Below are 25,402 nucleotides of genomic sequence, written 5' to 3' on the forward strand. Positions count from 1 at the left end.
TCCGCAAATGGCATGATAAAAACACCTAGTATGAGTTATTGGTTCATACTAGGTGTTTTTTGTAGAAATTTTATAAATTGATGACTAGTAAGTGGTTTACTGAAATAGTAACCTTGCATATATTTACAGTTGTTCTTTTGTAGAAACTTAAGTTGTTTTTCTGTTTCAATTCCTTCAGCAACGACAGATAGGTTTAACGTATTTGCAAGAGAAAGGATAGTGGAAACGATGGCCCTTTCTTCAGGGCGATGATCGGCGAGTTGTGTAAATTCTCTCGGTACTTTTAATGTATCAATAGGGAAAATGGATAAATAAGCGAGAGAAGAATAGCCGGTGCCGAAGTCATCGATGGACGTTTGAATACCATATTCCTTTAATTGTTTTAGCTTGGATAACGTTTCCTTTTCATCGATCATTGCAATTCGTTCTGTTAATTCAAGTGTTACATCTTTTGGATCGACTTTAACGTCTGTTATTATTTGTAAAATGTTCTCGGTTAAATTATTTTGCTGGAACTCTTTAGCTGATAAGTTAACACTTATTTTTAAATCTTTGTAGCCAAAAGTATGCCATATTTTTAGCTGACGACAAGATTCATTTAATACCCAATGACCAAGTGGAATGACTTGAGGAGTCTCCTCTACAATTGGAATGAACTCACATGGCGGAATGTCACCAAGGAGTGGGTGTTTCCAGCGTAGTAATGCTTCAGCACCAATAATCTTTTTCGTCGTAATATCAATTTGTGGTTGATAGACGAGATAAAATTCTTCGTTTACTAAAGCGAGTGGTAAATCTTTTTCAATTCGGGCTTTTCGTTCCGTTTTTTTATACAATTCTTTCGTGTACAGAGAGCTACCATTTTTTCCTTTATTTTTTGCTTCGTACATGGCCATATCAGCATGTTGTAAAATTGATAACGGATCTTCACCTGCTTCAGGATATATTGCAATCCCGATGCTCGGTGAGATTTGTAAATGTTGATTTTCAATTTCGAATGGTTCGTTCATGGCTGCTACAATTGTATCAGCTATTTTTTTTACGTCTGGCCTCTTTTTATAATTTTCGATAAGGATTGTGAACTCATCTCCAGCTAATCGGGCAAGCTTCATATTTGGTGTCGCTATACTTTCGAGTCTTTTTGCTACTGCAATTAATAGAAGGTCTCCTACCCTATGACCGAGGGTATCGTTAATAACTTTAAAGCGATCTAGGTCAAGAAACATAACAGCAAAAGGCATTTTTGATATTTTGGATCGCGCAATTGCTTGTTCTACATATTGATGAAATGCACGTCGATTTGCAAGCTCTGTTAGTGTATCATGATATGCTAGAAAATTAATTTGTTCTTGTTGTTGTTTGCTTTCCGTAATATCTTTAATCATTAAATAAACTCCGGAAATATGATCCTTTAAAAAGATAGGAACAGCTGTCACATGCAAGTAGTAAATATCTCTATTTTTATGATATGCCCGTATTTCTAAAGAAATAGATTTCCCCTTTTTTACGCGATGAAAGGCATTAATGATTTCTTCCAAATCTTCTTCATACGTAAGTGAATAGTAAGGCTGATTTAATAATTCATTCGTTTGATAACCGAGTAAAGTCGTACCAGCGTTATTCACGTTAAGAAAATTACCGTATAAATCTAATGTGAAGATTGGATCTGGATGATGCTCGTATAAAGATTTAAACATTTGTTGGTTATGATACAGTTCATTTTTTTGTTCTACTAAATCTTCTGTACGCAGTTCAATTTGTTTTTCGAGTTCTGAGTTGAATTGCATTTGGGCTAATAATAATATTTTATTTTGTTTTCGAACTAAACTATGGCGTATGAGAACGAAGGAGAAAGTTATCATAAGCCCAATTACTACAATAGGCGCGAAAACATATTCGACTAATATGAAAACAATAAGCATTACGACAGAAATATAAGGTAATGATAATCTGATCGCTTCCCCAAATTTAGGTGTTAATAGCACTTGTTCTTGTTTTTCAGGTTCTTTTGTATGAATAATACATGCGATTGCTACTAGTACTAAAGTTACTTGATAAAGAGGAGTAACTGTAAACATAGAATACTCGGGTATGAAGTATTTGATATAAGCATAAATCGCATCTGTAGTAGCATATAAAAGTAAAGCACTGCCAAGAAGTGCGCCAACCTTTTTGGATAATAAAGATAAAGGCTTGAATAACAGATTAATTCCTATGAGGAAAAAGAGTAAATCGGTCATTGGATAAGTAAGTTGAACAAATATGTCGATATAGGATGTTGAAGAAATGTGAATGGTTCTTTCAATAAGTAAGTAGTAACTTAAAGTGAATTGTGCTGTAACAATAATACAAATATCACATATCATAAAAAGCTTTTCTAATAAATCTCGGTTATAAATGATTTCATATAGAAAGGCGAATGCAAAGCTAATTAAAAAAAGTAAATAAAAAAAGTCGGACGGATCAACGAATGTATAGTAGTCCTTTAAAATTAAACGTTGATAGGCAACGACGATATCCCCGATGAAATAAGAGAGAGTTCCAACGCATAATATCGTCCAAAATAAACGAGGTAACCCTTCTTTCATATTTGAAAAATAAAGTATATAACTACAAGCGATAATATCAATGAATAAAGTACTCATTCCAATTAATATTTGAAAGGGAAATGAGTATTCATATAGAAAAGGCATTGCCACGTAATGAATTACTATAGATAGCAATGTAATGCTTATAAGAATACTTACATGTGTTTGTTTTTTCATCTATCTCACCCACGGTATATACATATAAATTCCTCTTTTGTATTTTTTATAGTTTCTTAAAAAACATATATAACCTATATACTTATTTTGCGCAAGTATAGCAAGTTATAAAAACAGATTTTAATAATTCTCGTTTCTGTCCCCAACATATCGACATAGGAATTTGAAGTTTGCTATAATGATTAAAATAGTTGCATTATTTAGAAAAATTTAAAAATAATAATTACTGCAACTAGGACATATTGTTTACTAAGTGAACTTGTTCTTAATTTAGGGGGGAGGGTTTCACAATGGCAAGTGTATATGAAAATAGTTATATGATCGTTTTGATTTTCTTGCTATTAGGTATATTGCTGCCGGTAGTGGCTCTTACATTAGGAAGGATGCTGCGCCCAAATAAACCAAGTGCAGCGAAAGCAACGACGTATGAGAGCGGGATTGAGCCTTTTCATGATGCGAATATTCGGTTTCATGCTCGTTATTATATTTTTGCTTTATTGTTTGTCATCTTTGATGTAGAAACTTTATTTTTATATCCATGGGCTGTTGCATATGACAACCTCGGTTTATTTGCACTGATTGAAATGCTCATCTTTGTTGTAATGTTGCTAGTTGGATTAGCGTATGCTTGGAAAAAGAAGGTGTTACAATGGTTATAAATTTTGAGGAATTACATCCAAATGAGCGAGCGGAATTAGAACGAAATATCTTTTTTTCTACATTGGAACAGTTGAAAGGATGGGCGAGAAGTAATTCTTTATGGCCGATGACATTCGGACTGGCATGCTGTGCAATTGAAATGATGGGAGTAGGTTCATCACATTATGATTTAGATCGATTTGGGTCATTTTTTCGGACTTCACCAAGGCAATCGGACGTTATGATTGTGTCGGGAACGGTAACGAAGAAGATGGCTCCTATTGTTCGGCGCTTATATGACCAAATGCCTGAACCGAAATGGGTTATTGCAATGGGATCTTGTGCGACAGCAGGTGGTCCATATGTAAATTCGTACGCTGTTGTGAAAGGTGTAGATCAAATTGTGCCAGTTGACGTGTATATCCCTGGTTGCCCACCAAATCCTGCAGCTTTAATTTATGGAATTAATAAATTAAAAGAAAAAATTCGTTACGAAGCAAAGACTGGAAAGCAGGTGACGAATAAATGAGTGATCCTAACAAAGACTTAGAGGATTTAAAAAGAGAAGCGGCTAGGCGTGCGAAAGAAGAGGCGAGAAAGCGTCTTGTTGCGAAACATGGTGTGGAAATAAGTAAACTTGAGGAAGAAAATCGCGAAAAAGAGAAAGCGCTACCAAAAAATGACGATATGACTATAGAAGAAGCAAAACGACGTGCAGCAGCGGCGGCAAAAGCAAAAGCGGCGGCGTTAGCGAAACAGAAAAGAGAAGGGACAGAAGAGGTAACGGAAGAAGAAAAGGCCAAAGCAAAGGCGAAGGCAGCAGCAGCCGCAAAAGCGAAAGCAGCGGCGTTAGCAAAGCAAAAAAGAGAAGGAACAGAAGAAGTGACGGAAGAGGAAAAGGCCAAAGCAAAGGCGAAGGCAGCAGCGGCTGCAAAAGCAAAAGCAGCGGCGTTAGCGAAACAAAAAAGAGAAGGAACAGAAGAAGTGACGGAAGAAGAAAAGGCCAAGGCAAAAGCGGCGGCGTTAGCGAAACAAAAAAGAGAAGGAACAGAAGAAGGAACAGAAGAAGAAAAGGCCAAAGCAAAGGCGAAGGCAGCAGCAGCCGCAAAAGCGAAAGCAGCGGCGTTAGCGAAACAAAAAAGAGAAGGAACAGAAGAAGTGACGGAAGAAGAAAAGGCCAAGGCGAAAGCGAAGGCAGTCGCCGCCGCAAAGGCAAAAGCAGCGGCGTTAGCGAAGCAGAAAGCATCGCAAGGTAATGGGGATTCGGGGGATGAAAAGGCGAAGGCAATTGCAGCAGCGAAGGCAAAAGCGGCAGCGGCTGCAAGGGCGAAGATGAAGGGTGCTGAAGGTAAGAAGGAAGAAGAGACGAAGCAGGAAGAGCCATCTGTGAATCAACCGTATTTAAATCAGTATGTTGAAGTTATTAAGGGAAAAGTAGGAGAGGATGCTTTAGTAGATTGCTACATTAATAAACTTTCCAAAGATGTACCAACTCTTGTAGTGGAGCCCTCAAAATATTATGAAGTAATGGAGTTACTGCGATTCCATGAGGGACTTGCATTTGATTATATGTCAGAGCTACATGCGACGGATTTTATGACACATATGGAAGTGTATGTTCATTTATTTTCATATGGAAAGAAACAGTCAGTAGCGGTGAAGGTGAAGTTGGATAGGGAAGCACCGCAAGTGGAATCGGTGACAGCGCTTTGGAAAGGGGCAGATTGGCCAGAGCGAGAAGCGTATGATTTGCTCGGCATTGTATTTAAGGGGCATCCGAATTTATCACGTATTTTAATGCCTGATGATTGGGTAGGGCACCCGCTTAGGAAAGATTATGAACCGTATGATGTGGAGGTGTAGCTAAATGATCCGTACGGAAGAAATGCTTTTGAATGTAGGTCCTCAGCATCCGAGTACGCACGGTGTGTTCAGGCTCGTTATTAAAATTGACGGGGAAATTATTAAAGAAGCTACACCGGTTATTGGATATTTGCATCGCGGGACCGAAAAGATTGCAGAGAGCTTACAGTATACGCAAATTATCCCTTATACAGATCGGATGGATTATTTATCGGCTATGACGAATAATTACGTCATTTGCCATGCTGTAGAGACGATGATGGGGCTTGAAATCCCGGAGCGTGCCGAATACTTGCGAGTACTTGCAATGGAGCTTGGAAGGATTGCGAGCCACCTCGTTTGGTGGGGGACAAATCTTCTTGATATAGGAGCGGTTAGCCCGTTTTTGTACGCGTTTCGTGAACGAGAGATGATTATAAATTTATTAAACGAATTATGCGGTGCCCGGCTCACTTTTAACTATATGAGAGTCGGCGGTGTAAAGTGGGATGCACCGGATGGTTGGATTGAAAAAGTGGAAGAATTTGTTCCGTATATGAGAGAACAATTGGCAGGGTATCATGATCTTGTTAGCGGCAATGAGATTTTCTTAAATCGTGTAAAAGGCGTTGGTATATATAGCGCGGAGGAAGCGATTTCGTATTCTTTAAGCGGAGCGAATTTGCGGTGCACCGGAGTAAACTGGGATCTTCGCAGGGATGAACCGTACTCCATTTACGACCGTTTTGATTTCGATATTCCTGTTGGGAGCGTGGGGGATGCTTGGGATCGCTACGTTTGCCGCATGAAGGAAATTGAGGAGTCGTTAAAAATTGTCGAGCAAGCAGTCCAGCAGTTCCCGAAAGAAGGAGCAGTACTTGCGAAAGTACCGAAAATTATTAAGGCTCCTAAAGGGGAAGCATTCGTCCGTATAGAGTCGCCGCGAGGAGAGATTGGTTGCTATATTGCTAGTGACGGAAAGAAAGAGCCGTACCGCTTGAAGTTTCGCAGGCCGTCTTTTTATAATTTGCAAATTTTACCGAAGTTATTGAAAGGCGAAAACATCGCCAATTTAATTACGATTTTAGGTGGAGTGGATATTGTACTTGGGGAGGTTGATGGCTAATGATTGAAACGCTCTTACAATCACCTTCTAGCTGGACGAATTTCTTCATTTTTTTCGGATTAGCGGTGCTCCTATTATTTGCAGTCCTTGGCTTCGTTACATATGGTATTTTGGCAGAACGGAAAGTGATGGGTTTTATGCAAGGGCGGATTGGGCCAAACCAAGTCGGGGGCCGGTTTGGTCTGTTGCAAACGGTAGCCGATGTTTTAAAACTATTATTGAAAGAAGATAGTATTCCGAAGGCGGCAGATAAACCGTTGTTTATATTAGCACCTGTCATTGCGTTCGCACCAGCATTTATGGTGCTTGCAGTCATCCCATTTACTGATAAATTTCAGTTCGCGGATATTGGCGTAGGCTTACTGTATTACATTGCTGTTTCTGGCATTACGACGATTGGTGTCGTAACCGGAGGATGGGCATCGAATAATAAATATTCCCTTTTAGGAGGGATGCGTGCAGCGGCGCAAATGATTTCTTATGAAATTCCGCTCGTAATGAGTGTAATTGGGATCGTTTTGTTAGCTGGTAGCTTAAATTTAAATGAAATCGTAGCAGCGCAGGAAAATGTTTGGTACATTTTCGTGCAACCAATCGGTTTCATCGTATTTTTAATCGCAGCAGTAGCAGAGTTAAATAGGACGCCGTTTGATTTACCAGAAGCTGAGTCGGAGCTTGTTTCTGGATATCATACGGAATACTCAGGGTTTCGCTGGGCGTTCTTTATGCTTTCAGAGTACGTATATTTCTTCGGGATGGCATCTTTAATTACAGTGCTCTTTTTAGGCGGATGGAATCCAGTTATGTTCCTTGGATTTATCCCAGGTGCCGTATGGTTTGCTTTAAAGTTTAGCAGTGTAGTTTTTCTATTAATTTGGTTCCGCGTTACGTTTCCGCGTATAAGAGGTGATCAGTTAATGGAGTTTGGCTGGAAAGTATTATTGCCAATTGCACTTGCAAATATTTTCTTAACGGCATTGATTAAGGAGTTATTCTTCTAATCTATGAAGGGGGTGCCAGTAAGAGATGAAAGGGCTATTTAAAGGATTAAAATATACATTAAGCAATTTGAGTAAAAAGAAAGTGACGTATGATTATCCGAATCAACCGTTGCCATTGCCAGATCGTTTTCGAGGGATTCAAAAGTTTTATCCAGAAAAGTGTATCGTTTGTAACCAGTGCTCCAATATTTGTCCGACAGACTGTATTCAGTTAACGGGGAAAAAACATCCGGATCCTACGAAAAAAGGAAAAATTATCGACACGTACGATATTAATTTTGAAATTTGTATTCTTTGTGATTTATGTACAGAAGTTTGTCCGACAGAGGCGATTGTTATGACAAATAACTTTGAACTCGCGGAATATTCACGGGATGACTTATTTAAAAATTTGCAGTGGCTTGATGAAAACGACGAAAACGTCAGGAAGGAGAATAAAGCATGAATGGCGAGTTTATAGCATTCTTTATACTATCCTTGTCTGCAATTATCGGCGGCGTTCTTATGTTGAATTTAACGAAGGTCATGCATATGATGCTAGCTCTCGTTCTAACATTTCTCAGCATTGCAGGTTTGTACTTTCTTTTATCAGCTGAATTTATCGGGGTTGCACAAATTTTACTTTACTCGGGCGCGATCACCATTATTATGATTTTTGGCATTATGTTAACGAAACATAACGCAGAAAATGAATCGCGTCTTACTCTTCGAAAATGGATTATCTTCTTTGCGGTTGTAGCATTTGGGGCCGTTATGTATTTCGCTGTTAACAATATTGATTTTGCAAATGAAAGCACACAAGGAAGTTTACCTCTCCATGAAAAAAACACACTTCAAATCGGTACACTTCTCTATTCAAAATATATTATTCCATTTGAGCTAACCTCAGTTATTTTACTTGTAGCACTTGTCGGTGCAATTATTCTTGCGAAGAAGGATGAGAAAGAGGAGGATTCCAATGAGTAGCGTGCCTGCTTCTGCGTATTTAACGCTTGCGATTATTTTATTTTGCATCGGTTTGTTTGGAGCTTTAACGAAGCGCAATACAGTGATTGTATTAGTTTGTATTGAATTAATGCTGAACGCAGCCAATTTAAATTTAGTAGCGTTTAGTAAATTAGGTTTGTTCCCAAATGTAACAGGGCAAATTTTCTCTCTGTTTACGATGGCCGTAGCAGCAGCGGAGGCGGCGGTAGGACTCGCCATTTTAATTGCTTTATATCGTAATCGTACGACAGTTCATATAGATGAAATGGATACGCTTAAAGGATAACATTGTGACCGAAAAGGGGGAAGGAAACAATGATCGATTATGCATGGCTCATACCGCTTTTCCCGCTTGTTTCGTTTTTGTTATTAATTATATTCGGGAAGAAAATTAGAGAAGGAAGCAGTGTACTTAGTATTTTCTTCGTCTTTCTCTCCTTTATATTTGCGGTACTTGTATTAATAGAAAGATTTTCGACAGTACCAGTGAAGCATAAGTGGGTATGGCTTAGAGCTGGAGATATTGATATATCATTTGGCTTTGAAGTGACAGCATTAGGGGCTTTAATGCTGTTTATCGTTACACTTGTGAGTTTACTTGTACACGTGTATTCGAAAGGTTATATGAAAGGTGAGGAAAGATTACCAACCTTTTATGCTTATTTAGGGCTCTTTACATTTGCGATGCTCGGGCTTGTTATATCACCGAATTTATTACAGCTTTATATATTTTGGGAGTTAGTCGGCCTCGGTTCATTCTTACTCATCGGTTTTTATTTCTTTAAAGAAGAAGCGAAGGCTGCTGCGAAAAAAGCTTTTATTATGACACGTATTGGCGATGTCGGTTTATTTATTGGGATGATCTTAATTTTCTGGCATGCAGGTAGTTTTGAATATGACGCAATTTTTAGAGCGATTCATACGGGTGATCTGACTCCGACAATGATTACAATAACGGCGATATTAATTTTTATCGGGGCGATGGGGAAATCAGGTCAGTTCCCGCTTCATACGTGGTTACCGGATGCGATGGAAGGGCCGACGCCTGTTTCGGCACTTATTCATGCGGCGACGATGGTAGCAGCTGGCGTATATTTAGTGGCAACGATGTTTCCGCTATTTTCAGCAAGTGCGGTGGCGATGCAGACGGTAGCAATTGTTGGCGCCTTTACTGCAATCTTTGCAGCTTCCATCGGTCTTGTACAAACGGATATAAAGAGAGTACTTGCTTATTCTACAGTTAGCCAGCTCGGGTATATGATGCTTGCATTAGGATCTGCCGGTTATGTAGCTGGTGTGTTCCATTTAACGACACACGCTTTTTTTAAAGCGTTGCTATTTTTGGCGGCAGGAAGTGTCATTCATGCCGTGCATACGCAAAACATTAATAAAATGGGCGGTTTACAGAAGAAGATGAAAGTAACAGGTGCCTTATTTTTAATCGGTACTCTTGCAATTAGTGGTGTGCCACTCCTTTCCGGTTTCTTTAGTAAAGATGAAATTTTAGCGGCAGCTTGGATGAACGGCAATTATGTTTTATTCGTCTTAGCGATAATTGCAGCATTCCTAACAGCGTTCTACATGTTCCGCCTATACTTTCTTGTCTTTACTGGGGAAGCGAAGACGAAGGAAGATGTGCATGAATCGCCCCGCATCATGACGTATCCGATGATTGTCCTTGGCGTTCTTGCAGTCGTGGCAGGCTATATAAATACACCGTGGTTTGGAACGTTTCTCGGGGATTGGCTTACGAAAGATGTAGCATTTAAAGTGCGAGAGGCACACGGACCAGTTTGGATTATGATTGTTGCGACGCTCGTTTCTTTGACAGGGATTGCTCTTGCATATTTCATATATGGCAAGAAATCTATTGCTAGAGATTGGGCTGGTGGCGAGGACTCGCCTCTTTATAAACTTTTGAAAGAAAAATATTATGTGGATGAACTATACAATATGACGGTGCTTCCTATTACGAAAGGAATCGCTCATGTGCTTCGCCTATTTGAAGTGTATGTAGTCGAAGGAATTGCCGTTTTAATAGGGAGTTTAGTGAAAGGGATAAGTGCAATTGGCTCTAGACTCCAAAACGGAAATGTACAAGTGTACGGGACTGTAACAGCTGTTTCACTTGCAGTACTCTTCATTATTTTGCTCTATACGGGAGGGGATTTACGATGAATGATTTGTTATTAACGTTCTTCATTTTTTCCCCGCTTTTAGGAATTCTCTTACTTACATTAACACCGAAAAAAGAATCACGTACAGTGCGAGCGCTCGGTTTATTTGGAACGGTGCTTCCATTCGGAATGGCTATCGTCCTCGCTTGTACATATGCTTCCGGAAAGAGTTTGTCTCTATTTGATGAAAAAGTGAAATGGATTACATTTGGGGATTTTGCAGCGGTGGATAAAAGGTGGTTTTCCATTTATTACGAGCTTGGTATTGATGGTTTATCGCTCGTTATGATGGTACTGACGGCCCTTCTAGCGATGCTTGCAGCAATTGCGGCATTTACGATTAAAAGGAATTTGAAAGCATTTTATATGCTGTTACTCATGTTAGAAATAGGGATGCTCGGTGTCTTCGCTGCTCAAAATTTAATGTTGTTCTTTATCTTCTTTGAAATTACATTGCCACCGATGTTTTTATTAATTGGGAAGTGGGGGAAATTGTCGAGTGAAAAGGCTGCTTATAGTTATTTAATATATAACGGTATTGGCTCCGCTATTTTGCTTATCGTTTTCTCGGTTTTATTTGCGAAAACAGGTACAACAAATATTACAGAGCTTAAAGAAATATTAACGAGTGTAGGTGCTGGTGGAGGAATGGCTGTCCCAAATAGCTTACAGTTCGGCTTGTTTCTTAGCATAATGATTGCTTTTGCGATTAAACTACCCGTTTTCCCGTTACATCGCTGGATGGTCAATGTACATATTGAAGCACATCCGGCTGTCGTTATGCTTCATGCAGGTGTTTTACTGAAGATTGGAGCATACGGTATAATCCGCTTCGGACAGGGACTATTCCCGGAATACTTTCGCGAGTTTGCAACGCTCATTGCGATTTTAGGAGTCATCAATTTATTGTACGGAGCCTTCTTAGCGCTCATTCAAACGGACTTCCGGAAGGTGCTTGCTTACTCTAGTATTTCACATATGGGTATTGTATTAATGGGCCTTGGGGCGTTAAATGCACCAGGTACACAAGGCGCTTTATTCCAAGTTGTTTCGCACGGTTTAATTGCAGCTTTACTCTTTTTCTTACTTGGTGTTATAGAACAGCGTTTTGGAACGTCGGATATTACAGCGCTTGGCGGACTTGCAAAAAGTGTACCAGTACTTAGCGGTTTCTTCTTAGCGGGAGGAATGGCATCGCTTGGATTGCCGGGAATGTCTGGATTTGTTAGCGAGTTTCTTGCCTTTCTCGGTTTATTCCAAGGGGAGCCAGTTATTGCTGCGGCCGGAGTACTTGGCATCATTTTAACCGCTGTATACGTATTAAGAGCAACCCTTCAAGTAACATTTGGTAAGAAAGAGTGGGAAGCGAAAGCTGATATACACGGATGGGAGTATGTCCCGATTTTGCTACTTATCTTCTGCATTATTGCAATTGGAGTAATGCCAGAAATACTAGGGGATCCGCTTCAAAATACATTGAAAACATTGGGGGTGAAGTAGGGTGGATATGAATACGTTACTTAGCTTATCATGGCATCTCATGGAGCCAGAATTCATCATTCTCGGGGCTGCCATCCTTCTTTCCATATGTGATTTGTTTTTTAAGCTGAACCATAGGTATGTAGCGCTTGGTGCAATCGCAGCTATCGTATTAGCAATCGTATCATTAATTATGCTATACGGTGAACCAGCGGGAGATATTTTAAATGGCTCGTTTGTGTTAGATGGGTTTTCAAAAGGATATAAAACGTTGTTATTAGGCGGAGCGGCTCTCATCTTATGCACCGTAATGAGCGATGATAAGAAAAATCCAATTGAAGATAAGGGAGAATATTATTACTTATTTTTAATGGCGCTTCTTGGGGCTATGTTTATGGCTTCTAGTGTCGACTTCATTACACTTTTCGTCGGCCTAGAATTGCTTTCACTTTCTTCTTATATTTTAGTTGGGATACGAAAAAAGAACCGTGCATCAAATGAGGCAGCAATGAAATATGTCATTAATGGAGGAATTGGAACGGCAATCACGCTCTTTGGAATGAGTTATTTGTACGGTATTACAGGGTCAACCAATATCGTGGATATGCAAAAAGTATTTGCCGGGGAACTGGCTGGTGGTATTCAGTTATTGCTAGCTCTCGCATTTCTACTATTACTCGTTGGCCTCTCATTCAAAATTGCGACAGTGCCGTTTCATATGTGGGCGCCTGATGTGTATGAAGGAGCGGCTACACCCGTTACTGCTTTTCTTGGAACGATTTCTAAAATTGCTGGGTTTTTACTCATTATTCGTCTGTTCCTCATGGTTTTTGCAAGTGTATCGGTGCAAGGAGACATGCAATCTTTATACGGACGTATGAGCATATACATCGCTGTGCTAGCTAGTATTACGATGATTATTGGAAATGTAGTCGCATTAAAGCAATATAACGTAAAACGCTTATTTGCTTATTCAGGAATCGCGCATGCAGGATATTTATTCGTACCGCTTGTAGCATTATCGCCATTTACGATGGATAGCATGTGGTTTTACATGCTTGCGTATATGCTTATGAATATAGGCGCGTTTGCAATTATCCACGCCTTAATCTTACAAAGCGACAAAGAAAATATCACCATTTTCACTGGATTATATAAAAGGTCGCCATTTACAGCGATCGTGATGACGATTTTTATTTTATCGCTAGCGGGGATACCAGGAACAGCTGGTTTCATTGGGAAAATTAACATCTTTTTAGGGGCCCTTCATGTAGAGCCAGCTCATTACGTACTAGCTTCTATTATGATGGGGACGACAGTCATTTCATTCGTATATTATTTCCGTATTTTACAGCAAATGTTTTTCCGTACAGGAGAAGTAGAAGAGAAAATTCGTTTGCCACTCAATATAAAGGTTGTGATGAGCCTTTGCGCAATTTCGATTGTAATACTAGGGATTATGCCGATGATTGGATACAATTTCTTTTATGAATATTTTCCATTAATGAAAGATTTCTTCTTCTTAGGGAACGTGGTACAATAGTGAAAATAAAAGGTGTGGAGTCGTTACTCTGCGCTTTTTATTTTGTGTGAACTACGATTGAAAATGCATATAAGTATACGCTTTTAAAGAGAAAATTACGATGTAAAATGTAAGATGCTTATTTGTATTTGAAAAAGTGTGGCTCCTACTTATTATGGTATCGTTTTTATAGTATTTCGTAAGTAGTGGCTAGGTAAAAAGGAGTCGGTTTTTTGGCACATCTTTTAGGGCAACAAGCACTGATTGCCATCGTTTCGCATTTATTGTTTATTACCATTACGTGGTGGGCCTTACAAGGTATTCACATTGAGCGTTTAATGAAGCCTGGAAAGGTGATGCAGACGAGAGTATTACTCATCTTAATTACAATTGCAATTGGGACATCTGTAAGTAACTTTTTCCTTGATTATTTAGGCTATTCAAAGAGTTTAACGTATTTAGTAAAGTAAGTGTATAGAACCTCAAATCTCCGTTAACAATGGGGATAGGAGGGGATGAAATTGAAGCTTAAAGCCATTCTTATTGTTGCACTTAGTGTTGTTTTATTTTTGGTTGGATATAGAGAGATGAAACCGATAAGCGATGAACAGAAGATGGAGAACATGATCGCAGCTGTAGAGAAAAATGATGCTAAAGTAGAGAAATGGTCATGGTTAGCACGAGAAACAAAAACAATTTCTAATATACATACGTTTCAAAAGTTGTTAAACGATGTGAAGGAGAAGGCGAATATTCAAAAGTGGGAATTAGAGCAATCTCCAGATGGATATAAAGCTACATCCTATAAAAAATTTTCTTCCTATGAAGAACGAGTAGTAGTAACTTGGAGTAAGGAAAATACTAAAGAAAACACTTTCATTATCTTTGAAGTAAGCGGGGCAAAATGGGACCCGAAGTATATTCAGAAAACGAATAAAATTTTTAGTGAAAAACCTATAATTTACACTTGTGTTCAAGGTGTACTGAATGATAAGATTGAAGGTGTTTTGCAAAATAAAACCAATCAGGTTTTGAAAGATCTTTCAGCAAGAGCGATCGAACAGATAGAAGAAAGAGCATTTGTGTCAGTCTCCGCATACAATAAAAAGTGGGATGACGCTCTTTCAACAAATAGAGAGAAAATAAATGTGCAAATAGCAATACGTTCTACAGACAACAAAGATACAATTGTGGTTGGCACACCGATCATAACTTCTGAGTATTGAGTGAATAGATACTGAAAAAAGGACACGGAGGGGAATAATTTGGAAAAGATCATCGTCCGTGGCGGAAAGCGGTTAAACGGCACAGTGCGTGTTGAGGGCGCAAAAAATGCTGTATTACCTATAATCGCTGCAGCCCTATTAGCGAGTGATGGAAAGAATGTACTATCTGAAGTACCAGTTTTGTCTGATGTATACACAATTAATGAGGTATTACGTCATTTAAATGCTGAAGTCGTATTTGAAAATAACAAAGTAACAATCGATGCTTCTAAAGAGCTAAACATTGAAGCACCATTTGAATATGTACGTAAAATGCGTGCATCTGTTCAAGTAATGGGACCTTTATTAGCACGTAACGGTCGTGCTCGTATTGCACTTCCTGGTGGATGTGCAATTGGTTCACGTCCAATTGACCAACATTTAAAAGGCTTCGAAGCAATGGGAGCAAAAGTACAGGTTGGTAACGGTTTTGTTGAGGCATACGTTGAGGGAGAACTAAAAGGAGCTAAAATTTATTTAGACTTCCCAAGCGTGGGCGCGACAGAAAACATTATGTCTGCAGCTACATTAGCAAAAGGGACAACAATCCTTGAAAACGCAGCGAAAGAACCAGAAATCGTTGACTTAGCTAACTTCTTAAATGCGATGGGAGCGAAAGTACGCGGAGCTGGAACTGGAACGATTCGTATCGAAGGCGTTGATAAATTATATGGTGCAAACCACTCTATTATTCCTGACCGTATTGAAGCGGGAACATTCATGGTTGCAGCGGCAATTACTGGTGGAGATATCTTAATTGAAAATGCTGTGCCTGAACATTTACGCTCAATTACAGCGAAGATGGAAGAAATGGGTGTTAAAATTATTGAGGAAAATGAAGGTGTACGTGTTATCGGCCCAGATAAGTTAAAAGCGGTTGATATTAAAACTATGCCTCACCCAGGTTTCCCAACAGACATGCAATCACAAATGATGGCATTATTACTACAAGCTGATGGAACAAGTATGATTACAGAAACGGTATTTGAAAACCGCTTTATGCACGTTGAAGAATTCCGTCGTATGAATGCTGATATTAAAATCGAAGGTCGTTCTGTTATTATGAACGGTCCAAACAGCTTACAAGGTGCTGAAGTAGCAGCAACTGATTTACGTGCTGCAGCTGCATTAATCTTAGCTGGTTTAGTATCAGAAGGTTACACTCGTGTAACTGAGTTAAAACATCTTGACCGTGGCTATGTAAACTTCCATAAGAAATTAGCTGCATTAGGTGCAACTATTGAACGTGTAAACGAAAAAGTAGAAGAAGTGAAAGAACAAGAAGTTTCTGATCTTCACGCTTAATTGAAATAGTCTCTATGTCTTTTGACATAGAGGCTATTTTTTTGGGCTTATTACTGTTATAGTCAAGAAATTCTATACTTATGCACGTACCAGTAAAAATATTTAGAAAATTTTTGTTTTATATGGTTCCCCTTAAGTATGTTCTAAAAGAAAGAGTTGTTCCATAAGAATGAATGGAGTAAAGCTTTTTCATATTGGGGGAAATAAGATGAAATTTTCAAAGCCACTTTTTATTACAGTAGCGCTTCTCATAGCGCTCGTTATCATTGTACCTGCTGCTCTTGTGATTCCGTTTGCGAAAGCAAAAGTAGAGGAAAAAGCAGCTTCTAAAACTCCTCCAGCGATAGAAAGTATACCAGCTCCAGGGAAAGTGGATACAGCGGTTCAAGTTGCTGTATATCGCGAGAAACAGAAAAAGGTAGAGTCATTACCTATGGAGGAGTATGTGACCGGTGTAGTAGCTTCTGAGATGAATGCCAGTTTTGAAATAGAGGCGCTAAAGGCGCAGGCATTAGCAGCGAGAACATTTGTCGTGCAGCGTATGCTAAGCGGAGGTAAGAAAAACAATGCGGACGTGACAGATACGGTGAAAGATCAAGTGTACAAAAGCAAAGAAGAATTGAAAAAACAATGGGGCAATAACTACGAAAATAATTTGAAGAAAATCGAAGAAGCTGTTTCGAAAACCGCAGGACAAGTTTTAACGTATGACGGAAAGCCAATCTCAGCATCCTTCTTCTCAACGAGTAATGGCCGGACAGAAAATGCAGCCGATTATTGGGGAAATGATTATCCGTACTTAAAGAGTGTAGATAGTCCGTGGGATCAAGCTTCTCCGAAATTTACGAGTGAGCAAACCTTTACCGTAGCTGACTTTCAAAAACGTCTCGGTGTGAAAGTGTTAGCAGACGGAAAAGTTGGCGACATTAAAGGGCGTACGGAAGGAAAACGTGTAAAAGATGTAGCATTTCAAGGGAAAACATTAACCGGAAGAGATGTGCGTGACAAATTAGATTTACGCTCCTCTGATTTCACGTGGAAACAAGAGGGAGATAAAATCGTTGTTACGACGAAGGGCTTCGGTCACGGCGTTGGCATGAGCCAATACGGCGCGAACGGCATGGCAGCAGAAGGTAAGAAATATACAGATATCGTCGCTCATTACTACAAAGGCGTTAAAATAAAGACGATGAACGATTATGAAGGTAAGTTGATGGTGAAGAAGTAGGTGTCAGGGTCTCCTGGCACCTGCTTTTTGTTTAAAATATCATAATTTTCCATTAATTGTTTGGTATAATAAGATAAAAAGTATTTGGGGGAGACAAAATGGCGTTACTGGAGTTGAAACAATTAGGTAAGACGAACCAGTTACCGGCAGTTGAACTGAAGGTTGAGAAGGGGCAATGTGTTGTTTTGCAATGTAATAACCATACAGCTAAAGTGTTACACCGTATTATTATTGGTGAGGAAGAAGCTTCAACTGGCAATGTGCTATTTGAAGATGAAGTGATTGGAAAGAGAAATTATTCTCGCATCGGCTTTTGTTTTTTGAAAGATGAAGCATATGATCGTTTGAAGGTAAAGGAATACTTCAAGTTCTTAATAGGGCTTTATGAATCAAATATGAGTACGGAAGAAGTTGTACAATATGTCGGCCTTTTAGATAAATTAAACGTTAAAATAGAAAAACTATCATTTTCAGAGAAACGTCGTCTTCATATTGGGCGAGTTATGATCCATAATCCGGATTTAGTTATTTTGGAAGAACCAGAGCAAAATGTAGATACAGAGAGTACGATTATGATTCGAAAAGCAATTATGAAAATGAAAGAGCAAGGAAAGGCAATTTTTATTACATCATCGTTTCTATCGGACGCCCTTTCGTTAACAGAAGATGTATACATATTAAACAATGATGGTGTGAAAAAAATAGAAATCGAACAAGAAGAAGCAGAAGAAGTCGATGAAGAAAAAGTCATTCAAATGATTCCACAAATGAAGTTAGAAAGAATACCAGCGAAAGTGAACGATAAAATCATTTTATTAGACCCGATGGAAATCCATTTTATTGAAACGCAAAACGGAGTAACACATATTCATGTGCGTGAAGGTGATTTCGTATGTGCATTAACATTAAGTGAACTAGAAGCGAGATTAACAGGTTTTGGTTTCTTTAGATGTCACCGCTCTTATCTTGTGAATTTACAAAGAGTACGAGAAGTAATTACTTGGACTCGTAACAGTTTCAGCTTAATTTTAGACGACGAAAGAAAAAGTTCAATTCCGCTTTCGAAAGGACGAATGGATGAGTTGAAAGGTGTAATTGGGCTATAAGAAGTACTCCAATAAGCTCAAAATACGATTCATTCACCGGTAAAAATACTCCTTTTACCGGTATTTTACTGCGTAAACCCTTTGATTTTCATATGATGGGGTCAAGAAAAGCGAAACAAACAAACGAAAAGCGCTAAAGCGACTTTCATCTATAAAAGAAAAAAACAAAGGGGATGACGAGATGACATTGGCAATTGAAATGAAAGATGTAATGAAAAGTTTCAACGAAAAAACAGCACTTCGAAATGTAAATATTGAAGTGAAGCAAGGAGAGATTTTTGGATTCCTCGGACCGAGTGGATCTGGGAAAACGACGACAGTAAAAATATTAACTTCTCAATTACTTCATAGCGTTGGAACGGTAAAAGTATTAGGGAAAGATATTACAGGGCCAAGCAGCATCGATTATAAACGAATTGGTATTTTAACAGACAACAGTGGCTTATATGAAAGGCTTAGCATTTATGATAACTTACTATTATTTTGTGACTTATACGATTGTAAAAAAGAACGAATCGATGAAGTACTAGCGCAAGTGAACTTATTAGATGATAAAAAAACATTAGTAAAGAAACTATCAAAAGGAATGAAGCAGCGCGTTACATTAGCTAGAGCAATACTTCATAAACCAGATATTCTCTTCTTAGACGAACCAACATCTGCACTCGATCCAGTTAACGTACAAAACATTCATAAAGTCTTAAAAGATTTAAATAAAGAAGGAACGACAATTTTTTTAACGACGCACAATATGGAAGAAGCAGAGACGCTTTGTAACCGCATTGCCTTTCTATGTAGCGGAGAAATTGTAGCGCTTGATACACCAGAAAATCTTCGCTTGCAGTACGCGAAAGATCAAATACAGGTCGTATTAAAAGATAAGCAAAAAGAAGTCGTGCAAAAAGACGAATTAGGTGCAAAACGCATTTCAGAATGGATGAAAAAAGGCGAGTTACTATCGATTCATTCACACGAACCAACGCTAGGCGATATCTTTATTGAAGTTACTGGGAGGGGATTATAATGACATTTTCAATGAGACGTGTATCAGCTATTTTTAGAAAAGAAGTACAAGATTTTAAGACGAATTCACAAGTGCTGCTAATGGCATCTTTACCAATTATATTTGCATTTATATATAGCAGGTTTGGACAAGGGAGTGCAGGGGTTGGCATTATTACCTTAATGGCCTTTCTATTTGTTGCAGGGTTTGTTCAATCAATGGTAATTGCAGAAGAGAAAGAAAAGCATACGTTACGTGTGTTAATGCTATCACCAGCTTCATCTGTTGAAGTTCTTTTTGGGAAAAGTATATTAACAGTATGTTTAACGTTAGGTATTTCTATTGTAAACTTATTCATTTTGGATCAATTAAGTGGAAATTTCTTATTACTAGCATTTGTTTTCTTATGTGGAACAATTCTATTTACTTTAATTGGAACGATGATTGGATTACTAGCTGAGTCTGTCCCACAAACATCACTAATTGGAATGCCAATATTAATGACGATGTATTTAGCTGTACAATTTGAGCCAATGGTTGAAAATAAAGTAATTAAGACAATGATTAGTTATCTTCCAACATCTCATCTCGAAAAGGCAATTAAAAGCTTAGTAGAGGGTGCAGGATTTAGTAGTATTAGTGGCCATATGATAAATGTTGGAGCTTGGCTTATTATTTCACTTATTGCATGTTTAATCGTGTATAAAAAGAAACAATTAGATTAAAAACTGAGCCGAAATGCTCAGTTTTTTCTTTTTTCTATCATTTCCTCGGAAATTTTACAATTCCTATACATATTTTTACAGATTTTGTCGAAAAGTAATTAGTTATAGGTTGTATAGGATGCGTGAATATTGTTCAAAATGATTGCTGAGGTGATGATGGAATGCGAGGAAGAAATAATAAAAAGTCGCAAAAGGTAGTACATTTATTTCAAAAAAGATGGGTATTTCCGGCACTATACATTGCTTGTGCAGCGGTAATCTTAATGGTTGCGCTATGGTTCCAAGGAGCTAATCCGAAGAAGACTCCGAACCAAGATCAAGCAACGCCGTATACACAAACGGAAGATCCAGCAGTACCAGTAACGAAGTCTTCAGAAGTAGTGAAAATGCCAGCTCCTGCTAATGCGGAAGTAGTTGTACAGAAGAAGTTCTATGAAGATGCAGCAACTGAGGCGGAACAAGAAAAAGCACTTGTCTTTTATAACAACACATATTCCCCGAACAAAGGAATTGACATTGCTGCGAAGAATGGAAAAGAATTCAATGTTACAGCTGCTTTAAGTGGTACAGTAACGAAAGCTGAAAAAGATTCACTTCTTGGTTATGTTGTAACAGTTGATAGCGGAAATGGTGTAGCAGCTTCTTATCAAAGCTTAGGCAGTGTAAAAGTAGAAAAAGGTGCACGAGTTGTACAAGGTGAAGTATTAGGAAAATCCGGTCTAAGTGCCATGAATAAAGAAGCAGGTTCTCACGTTCACTTTGAAGTACGTAAAGACAATGTGGCTGTGAATCCTGAGCGCTACTTAAATAAGTCAGTAGCAGAAATTAAAGCTGATGCAGGTGCTGCAAAGGCAACGAACGCTTCTGGTAAAAAAGCTGATGACAAATCTCAAAAAGAAGAAAAGTCAACGAGCACGAAACCAGAAAGTAAAACAGAAGACAAGTCTCAAAAAGAAGAGAAATCAACTAGCGGTTCAACTAGTGACAAAAAAGAAGAACCGAAGAAAGAAGAAAAATCAACAAATGGTTCTACAGAATCATCTAACAGTTCTTCTTCACAAGAATAAGAAAGTGAAAAAATCAGTTCTCACTAGGAGAGCTGATTTTTTTATTTCCATATAAAAATACTCAATTTCGAGAAAAAAGTTGTAATAACAAGGAAAAATGACGAGATTCTCGAATATATATTACAAAAAGGAGGGGATACTGTGTCATTTTTGTTTGTTCTGTCGACTGCTATTATTTTATTGTTTGTTTTATTTACTTTATATTATTACATTGCCGGTAAGAAAGAGGTTCCCCACCATCAATTGTTAGAAGAAGAGTTAGAGCGAGAAGAATGACGCCTTGTATACAAGGTGTCATTTTTTTCGCCAAAATAGTCACTGTTAACGTATTTCTCACAAAAAAACGTAATTTTTCTTAACTTAGTCCGCAAAAATAGTGAACATGTAGCATATATCAGTAGTGCGGGCAATACAATGGTATAAACCAAAGCAAAGAGAGTGTTTGAGGTGAGAAATCGTGAATCATTTCATTATAAATCCAAGAATGTTTAACGCTTACAAACAGCACTCACACTTACTTCTAAGTCGTATGCAGCGAGGCTCATTTCACCCTTCTCACATCCAATTTAGGGAGGCGAGTGGTGTGCACGATTACATCAAAGAGAGAACTATCAAGATTGGTAAGTATATCGTGGAGACAAGAAAGACAGTGCGTGTCATTGCAAAGGAATTTGGGGTATCAAAGAGTACAGTCCATAAAGACTTAACGGAACGTCTACCAGAAATTAATCCAGAGCTCGCAAATGAAGTGAAAGAAATTCTTGATTATCATAAGTCTATTCGTCATTTAAGAGGCGGAGAAGCAACAAAGCAAAAGTATAGAAAAGAAGATGTAGAAAAGCCGGTACGTCAATAAGTATGCGATCGCAAACATTCCGTTTCAATTCGGTAATATTTTTCAGAAGAATTCTTTTTGCGAATATTACGTTTCTGTTAAATTTATGATAAAATCAGAAATTAGGTGTAAAAGAATTCGGGTGTAACCTGATTTTGAATATCGAGGAGGAAAAAACGGGAATGTTTGCGCGAGATATCGGAATTGACCTAGGTACGGCTAACGTATTAATCCATGTTAAAGGTAAGGGTATTGTATTAAATGAGCCATCTGTTGTTGCTATTGATCGTAACACAGGTAAAGTATTAGCAGTAGGTGAAGAAGCAAGAAGTATGGTGGGACGTACGCCTGGTAATATTGTAGCCATTCGTCCACTAAAAGATGGTGTAATCGCAGATTTCGAAATTACAGAAGCAATGTTAAAGTATTTCATTAACAAATTGGACGTAAAGAGTTTCTTTTCGAAACCTCGCATTTTAATTTGTTGTCCAACAAATATCACATCAGTAGAACAAAAAGCAATTCGTGAGGCTGCTGAACGTTCAGGTGGTAAAACAGTATTTTTAGAAGAAGAACCAAAAGTAGCCGCAGTTGGTGCTGGTATGGAAATCTTCCAACCAAGCGGTAACATGGTTGTTGATATTGGTGGAGGTACAACAGATATCGCTGTACTATCTATGGGTGATATTGTTACCTCTTCCTCTATCAAAATGGCTGGCGATAAGTTTGATATGGAGATCTTAAACTACATTAAACGTAAGTATAAGCTATTAATCGGAGAACGTACTTCAGAAGATATTAAAATTAAAGTTGGTACAGTATTCCCAGGTGCACGTAGCGAAGAACTTGAAATTCGCGGACGTGACATGGTAACAGGTTTACCACGCACAATTACAGTATGCTCAGAAGAAATTACAGAAGCATTAAAAGAAAATGCGGCTGTTATTGTACAAGCTGCAAAAGGCGTACTAGAGCGCACACCACCAGAATTATCAGCGGACATCATCGACCGCGGTGTCATTCTAACAGGCGGTGGAGCTTTACTACACGGCATTGACATGCTCCTAGCAGAAGAACTAAAAGTACCAGTATTAATTGCTGAAAACCCAATGCACTGCGTTGCGGTTGGTACAGGTATTATGTTAGAGAATATCGATAGATTACCAAAGCGTGCTTTACGATAAAGTGAAAGGAACTAAGGTGTAAGCCTTAGTTCTTTTTTTTATTTTTATTTTTGTATTTTGATTTATTGAGAAAATAGAAGAAAAATAAAGAAAAACAAAGAATATAGGTAAAATATTCATATATATGGTTAAATTTAATATTTCCGTATTTGAAAACGTTTATAATATAATGAGTCGAATACGACATTAAGGCAAATCATGTTCAAATACATATTGCCTTTCCCTAATCTGGGCATACACTCTTTTCTACCTCCGTGTCAGTTGCAAGGATATGCAACTATTTTAAGAAAATAGAGTGTATGCATTTTTTTATAAATAGGAAGTAAAGTTTCACTTTATAATGACAAACAATAAACAAAATGGGATAATAGACAATATGTCCAAGTGGTAAGACCAATATTACAAAAGGGGCGATTGTTATATGCTAAATATAGAACAAATTAAAGAAATCATTCCTCACCGCTATCCATTTTTACTTGTTGATAAAATATTAGAAGTAGATGAAGGAAAAAGAGCGGTTGGAATTAAAAATGTATCCGCAAACGAAGAATTCTTTAACGGGCACTTTCCTGACTACGCAGTTATGCCCGGTGTACTTATTGTAGAAGCATTAGCACAAGTTGGAGCAGTTGCTGTATTAAAGAAAGAAGAAAACCGCGGAAGACTTGCTTTCTTCGCAGGTATCGACAATTGTCGTTTCAAAAAACAAGTACGTCCAGGTGATCAACTTCGTCTAGAAGTAGAAATGACACGTGTACGTGGTCCAATCGGAAAAGGAAAAGCAATCGCAACAGTAGATGGTGAAGTTGCATGTGAAGCTGAAATTACATTTGCGATTGGTGATAAAAAAGAATAGATGTGAATGAAAAAAATTCTTCTGCAACATGCAGGAGAATTTTTTTTCATTCATATATTTTATGTCCGAAACATTAAAATACAGATTAATCAGAATTCTTGTTGTAAATGAATGGAAGTTCGTATATAATGACGCTATAAATATCTTGAAATTAAGATAAATGATAGCGCGATAAAAATAGAGACGCGGTTGTCACATTATAAAGGGTATGAGATAGGACAAAACTTATTATGATTGGTTATGATGAAGTGTAGAGGAAAGTGATGGGGAAAATTAACAGTATAAACAAATGAAAAATGAGCGTAGCATATCGAACATAGAGAGATAAAGGGGAAAGTGTCGCATTTTGAAAAGAGGAGATCATACCATGTTCGGGAGAAAAAAAAGAAAACCATTACGACAATTAATTACACATAAAGAGCCTAAGTCACGCATTACGGAACAGTACCGTAACATCCGTACAAATATTGAATTTACATCTGTAGATAATCATGTTCGTTCTATTATTGTTACTTCGGCAGATCCAGGCGAGGGGAAAACAACGACAATTGCGAACTTAGCAGTTGTTTTCGGACAACAAGGAAAGAAAGTCTTACTAATCGGAGCTGATTTGCGTAAGCCGACGATTCAAAACTTATTTGCTGTTCATAGCCCTAATGGCTTAACGAACCTATTATCAGGACAAGCAAAATTGATGCAATGCATTCAAAAAACAGATATAGAGAATGTATACTTAATGACTTCGGGTCCAATCCCGCCAAACCCGGCTGAACTATTAGGTAGCCGGGCAATGGACGAGCTATTACTAGAAGCATATAACATGTTTGATATTATTTTAATCGACACACCACCAGTCCTTGCGGTTACCGATGCACAACTCTTAGCGAACAAATGCGATGGAATCGTACTGGTCGTACGTAGTGAAAAAACAGAAAAAGATAAAATCGTAAAAGCGAAGCAAATATTAGACAAAGCGTCTGGTAAATTACTTGGTGTTGTTTTAAATGATAAGAGGGAAGAAAAGGGGCAATATGGATATTATTAGAAAATAATGTATGACATAATGATTTTTAAGGCCAATAAGTATTTTTATTGGCTTTTTTGAATTATTTTAAAATTATTTATTGTATTATACAAAAAACATGTTATAATGGAAAATTTGGGAATTCCATGGAATGTGTTGTCATATTTAAGATTATTTTGTAAGATTATATATGGTTTTTAAATAACAATCGTACATAGATATTACTAAAATAAAAAAATGTAAGATTTATATGTTATAATTTTTCT

25 protein-coding genes are annotated in these 25,402 nt (G+C 38.0%); 24 read left to right on the forward strand and 1 reads right to left on the reverse strand.

From position 1 onward, the window contains the following. Positions 1 to 35: 35 nt before the first annotated feature. Positions 36 to 2,765, reverse strand: a complete 2,730-nt coding sequence (locus tag PDQ40_RS15330; protein WP_073541402.1) for a putative bifunctional diguanylate cyclase/phosphodiesterase — start codon at positions 2,763 to 2,765, stop codon at positions 36 to 38. A gap of 290 nt (positions 2,766 to 3,055) precedes the next feature. Here PDQ40_RS15330 and nuoA point away from each other — a divergent pair, with 290 nt between their 5' ends. The 24 genes from nuoA (at position 3,056) to PDQ40_RS15450 (ending at position 25,157) form a co-directional block, all read left to right on the forward strand. Then, positions 3,056 to 3,424, forward strand: a complete 369-nt coding sequence (gene nuoA, locus PDQ40_RS15335; RefSeq protein ID WP_000179275.1) for an NADH-quinone oxidoreductase subunit NuoA — start codon at positions 3,056 to 3,058, stop codon at positions 3,422 to 3,424. Next, positions 3,415 to 3,933: an NADH-quinone oxidoreductase subunit NuoB gene (gene nuoB / locus PDQ40_RS15340; RefSeq protein ID WP_000236331.1), complete on the forward strand. Its 519-nt coding sequence runs from the start codon at positions 3,415 to 3,417 to the stop codon at positions 3,931 to 3,933. Before nuoA ends, nuoB begins: the two co-directional genes overlap by 10 nt. Further along, positions 3,930 to 5,267: an NADH-quinone oxidoreductase subunit C gene (locus tag PDQ40_RS15345; RefSeq protein ID WP_270691483.1), complete on the forward strand. Its 1,338-nt coding sequence runs from the start codon at positions 3,930 to 3,932 to the stop codon at positions 5,265 to 5,267. Before nuoB ends, PDQ40_RS15345 begins: the two co-directional genes overlap by 4 nt. A gap of 4 nt (positions 5,268 to 5,271) precedes the next feature. Beyond that, positions 5,272 to 6,372, forward strand: coding sequence for an NADH-quinone oxidoreductase subunit NuoD (gene nuoD / locus PDQ40_RS15350; RefSeq protein WP_071742079.1), 1,101 nt, complete (start codon positions 5,272 to 5,274; stop codon positions 6,370 to 6,372). After that, positions 6,372 to 7,373 carry an NADH-quinone oxidoreductase subunit NuoH gene (gene nuoH, locus PDQ40_RS15355; protein WP_000573429.1) on the forward strand — a complete coding sequence of 334 codons (1,002 nt, stop codon included), beginning with the start codon at positions 6,372 to 6,374 and terminating at the stop codon, positions 7,371 to 7,373. The genes nuoD and nuoH overlap by 1 nt, the downstream gene beginning before the upstream one ends. A 25-nt stretch (positions 7,374 to 7,398) precedes the next feature. Then, a complete protein-coding gene (gene nuoI / locus PDQ40_RS15360) occupies positions 7,399 to 7,818 on the forward strand; it encodes an NADH-quinone oxidoreductase subunit NuoI (RefSeq protein ID WP_000677191.1) in 420 nt (139 codons plus the stop codon). Further along, complete coding sequence (locus PDQ40_RS15365) at positions 7,815 to 8,339, forward strand: NADH-quinone oxidoreductase subunit J (RefSeq protein ID WP_001012803.1); 525 nt, start codon at positions 7,815 to 7,817, stop codon at positions 8,337 to 8,339. Before nuoI ends, PDQ40_RS15365 begins: the two co-directional genes overlap by 4 nt. After that, positions 8,332 to 8,646 (forward strand): NADH-quinone oxidoreductase subunit NuoK, encoded by a 315-nt coding sequence (nuoK, locus tag PDQ40_RS15370; protein WP_071742081.1) that lies wholly within the window; start codon positions 8,332 to 8,334, stop codon positions 8,644 to 8,646. The genes PDQ40_RS15365 and nuoK overlap by 8 nt, the downstream gene beginning before the upstream one ends. A 29-nt stretch (positions 8,647 to 8,675) precedes the next feature. Beyond that, complete coding sequence (gene nuoL, locus PDQ40_RS15375; protein WP_071742082.1) at positions 8,676 to 10,538, forward strand: NADH-quinone oxidoreductase subunit L; 1,863 nt, start codon at positions 8,676 to 8,678, stop codon at positions 10,536 to 10,538. Next, positions 10,535 to 12,037, forward strand: a complete 1,503-nt coding sequence (locus tag PDQ40_RS15380; protein WP_000998917.1) for an NADH-quinone oxidoreductase subunit M — start codon at positions 10,535 to 10,537, stop codon at positions 12,035 to 12,037. The genes nuoL and PDQ40_RS15380 overlap by 4 nt, the downstream gene beginning before the upstream one ends. 7 nt (positions 12,038 to 12,044) lie before the next feature. Beyond that, on the forward strand, positions 12,045 to 13,559 hold the full coding sequence (gene nuoN, locus PDQ40_RS15385; RefSeq protein ID WP_002170351.1) for an NADH-quinone oxidoreductase subunit NuoN: 1,515 nt from the start codon (positions 12,045 to 12,047) through the stop codon (positions 13,557 to 13,559). Positions 13,560 to 13,771: 212 nt separating this feature from the next. Next, positions 13,772 to 14,008, forward strand: coding sequence for a DUF1146 family protein (locus tag PDQ40_RS15390; RefSeq protein WP_000940742.1), 237 nt, complete (start codon positions 13,772 to 13,774; stop codon positions 14,006 to 14,008). Between the two features lie 51 nt (positions 14,009 to 14,059). Then, positions 14,060 to 14,764: a YwmB family TATA-box binding protein gene (locus tag PDQ40_RS15395; protein WP_370647184.1), complete on the forward strand. Its 705-nt coding sequence runs from the start codon at positions 14,060 to 14,062 to the stop codon at positions 14,762 to 14,764. Positions 14,765 to 14,803: 39 nt separating this feature from the next. Next, the gene (gene murA / locus PDQ40_RS15400) at positions 14,804 to 16,108 is read left to right on the forward strand and encodes a UDP-N-acetylglucosamine 1-carboxyvinyltransferase (protein WP_000411259.1); all 1,305 of its coding nucleotides are present in this window, start codon (positions 14,804 to 14,806) and stop codon (positions 16,106 to 16,108) included. Positions 16,109 to 16,316: 208 nt separating this feature from the next. Beyond that, positions 16,317 to 17,336: a stage II sporulation protein D gene (gene spoIID, locus PDQ40_RS15405; protein WP_270691484.1), complete on the forward strand. Its 1,020-nt coding sequence runs from the start codon at positions 16,317 to 16,319 to the stop codon at positions 17,334 to 17,336. A gap of 98 nt (positions 17,337 to 17,434) precedes the next feature. Further along, positions 17,435 to 18,442 (forward strand): LytTR family transcriptional regulator DNA-binding domain-containing protein, encoded by a 1,008-nt coding sequence (locus tag PDQ40_RS15410; RefSeq protein WP_163073048.1) that lies wholly within the window; start codon positions 17,435 to 17,437, stop codon positions 18,440 to 18,442. Positions 18,443 to 18,623: 181 nt separating this feature from the next. Further along, positions 18,624 to 19,466 (forward strand): ABC transporter ATP-binding protein, encoded by an 843-nt coding sequence (locus PDQ40_RS15415; protein ID WP_000170843.1) that lies wholly within the window; start codon positions 18,624 to 18,626, stop codon positions 19,464 to 19,466. Continuing rightward, positions 19,466 to 20,170, forward strand: coding sequence for an ABC transporter permease (locus PDQ40_RS15420; RefSeq protein ID WP_000144473.1), 705 nt, complete (start codon positions 19,466 to 19,468; stop codon positions 20,168 to 20,170). The genes PDQ40_RS15415 and PDQ40_RS15420 overlap by 1 nt, the downstream gene beginning before the upstream one ends. 161 nt (positions 20,171 to 20,331) lie before the next feature. After that, a complete protein-coding gene (locus tag PDQ40_RS15425; RefSeq protein WP_001214941.1) occupies positions 20,332 to 21,237 on the forward strand; it encodes a M23 family metallopeptidase in 906 nt (301 codons plus the stop codon). A gap of 141 nt (positions 21,238 to 21,378) precedes the next feature. After that, positions 21,379 to 21,513, forward strand: a complete 135-nt coding sequence (locus PDQ40_RS15430; RefSeq protein ID WP_000008903.1) for a hypothetical protein — start codon at positions 21,379 to 21,381, stop codon at positions 21,511 to 21,513. 307 nt (positions 21,514 to 21,820) lie between these two features. Beyond that, the gene (gene spoIIID, locus PDQ40_RS15435; protein WP_000544012.1) at positions 21,821 to 22,093 is read left to right on the forward strand and encodes a sporulation transcriptional regulator SpoIIID; all 273 of its coding nucleotides are present in this window, start codon (positions 21,821 to 21,823) and stop codon (positions 22,091 to 22,093) included. A gap of 161 nt (positions 22,094 to 22,254) precedes the next feature. Further along, positions 22,255 to 23,256 (forward strand): rod shape-determining protein, encoded by a 1,002-nt coding sequence (locus tag PDQ40_RS15440; RefSeq protein WP_000457987.1) that lies wholly within the window; start codon positions 22,255 to 22,257, stop codon positions 23,254 to 23,256. A gap of 421 nt (positions 23,257 to 23,677) precedes the next feature. Then, a complete protein-coding gene (gene fabZ / locus PDQ40_RS15445; protein WP_000931959.1) occupies positions 23,678 to 24,112 on the forward strand; it encodes a 3-hydroxyacyl-ACP dehydratase FabZ in 435 nt (144 codons plus the stop codon). A gap of 367 nt (positions 24,113 to 24,479) precedes the next feature. Further along, positions 24,480 to 25,157 (forward strand): CpsD/CapB family tyrosine-protein kinase, encoded by a 678-nt coding sequence (locus tag PDQ40_RS15450; RefSeq protein ID WP_229136919.1) that lies wholly within the window; start codon positions 24,480 to 24,482, stop codon positions 25,155 to 25,157. The last annotated feature ends 245 nt before the right edge of the window (positions 25,158 to 25,402 follow it).

The organism is Bacillus cereus group sp. Bc061, from assembly GCF_027715825.1.
In the GTDB taxonomy this organism is placed as follows: Bacteria; Bacillota; Bacilli; order Bacillales; family Bacillaceae_G; genus Bacillus_A; species Bacillus_A paranthracis.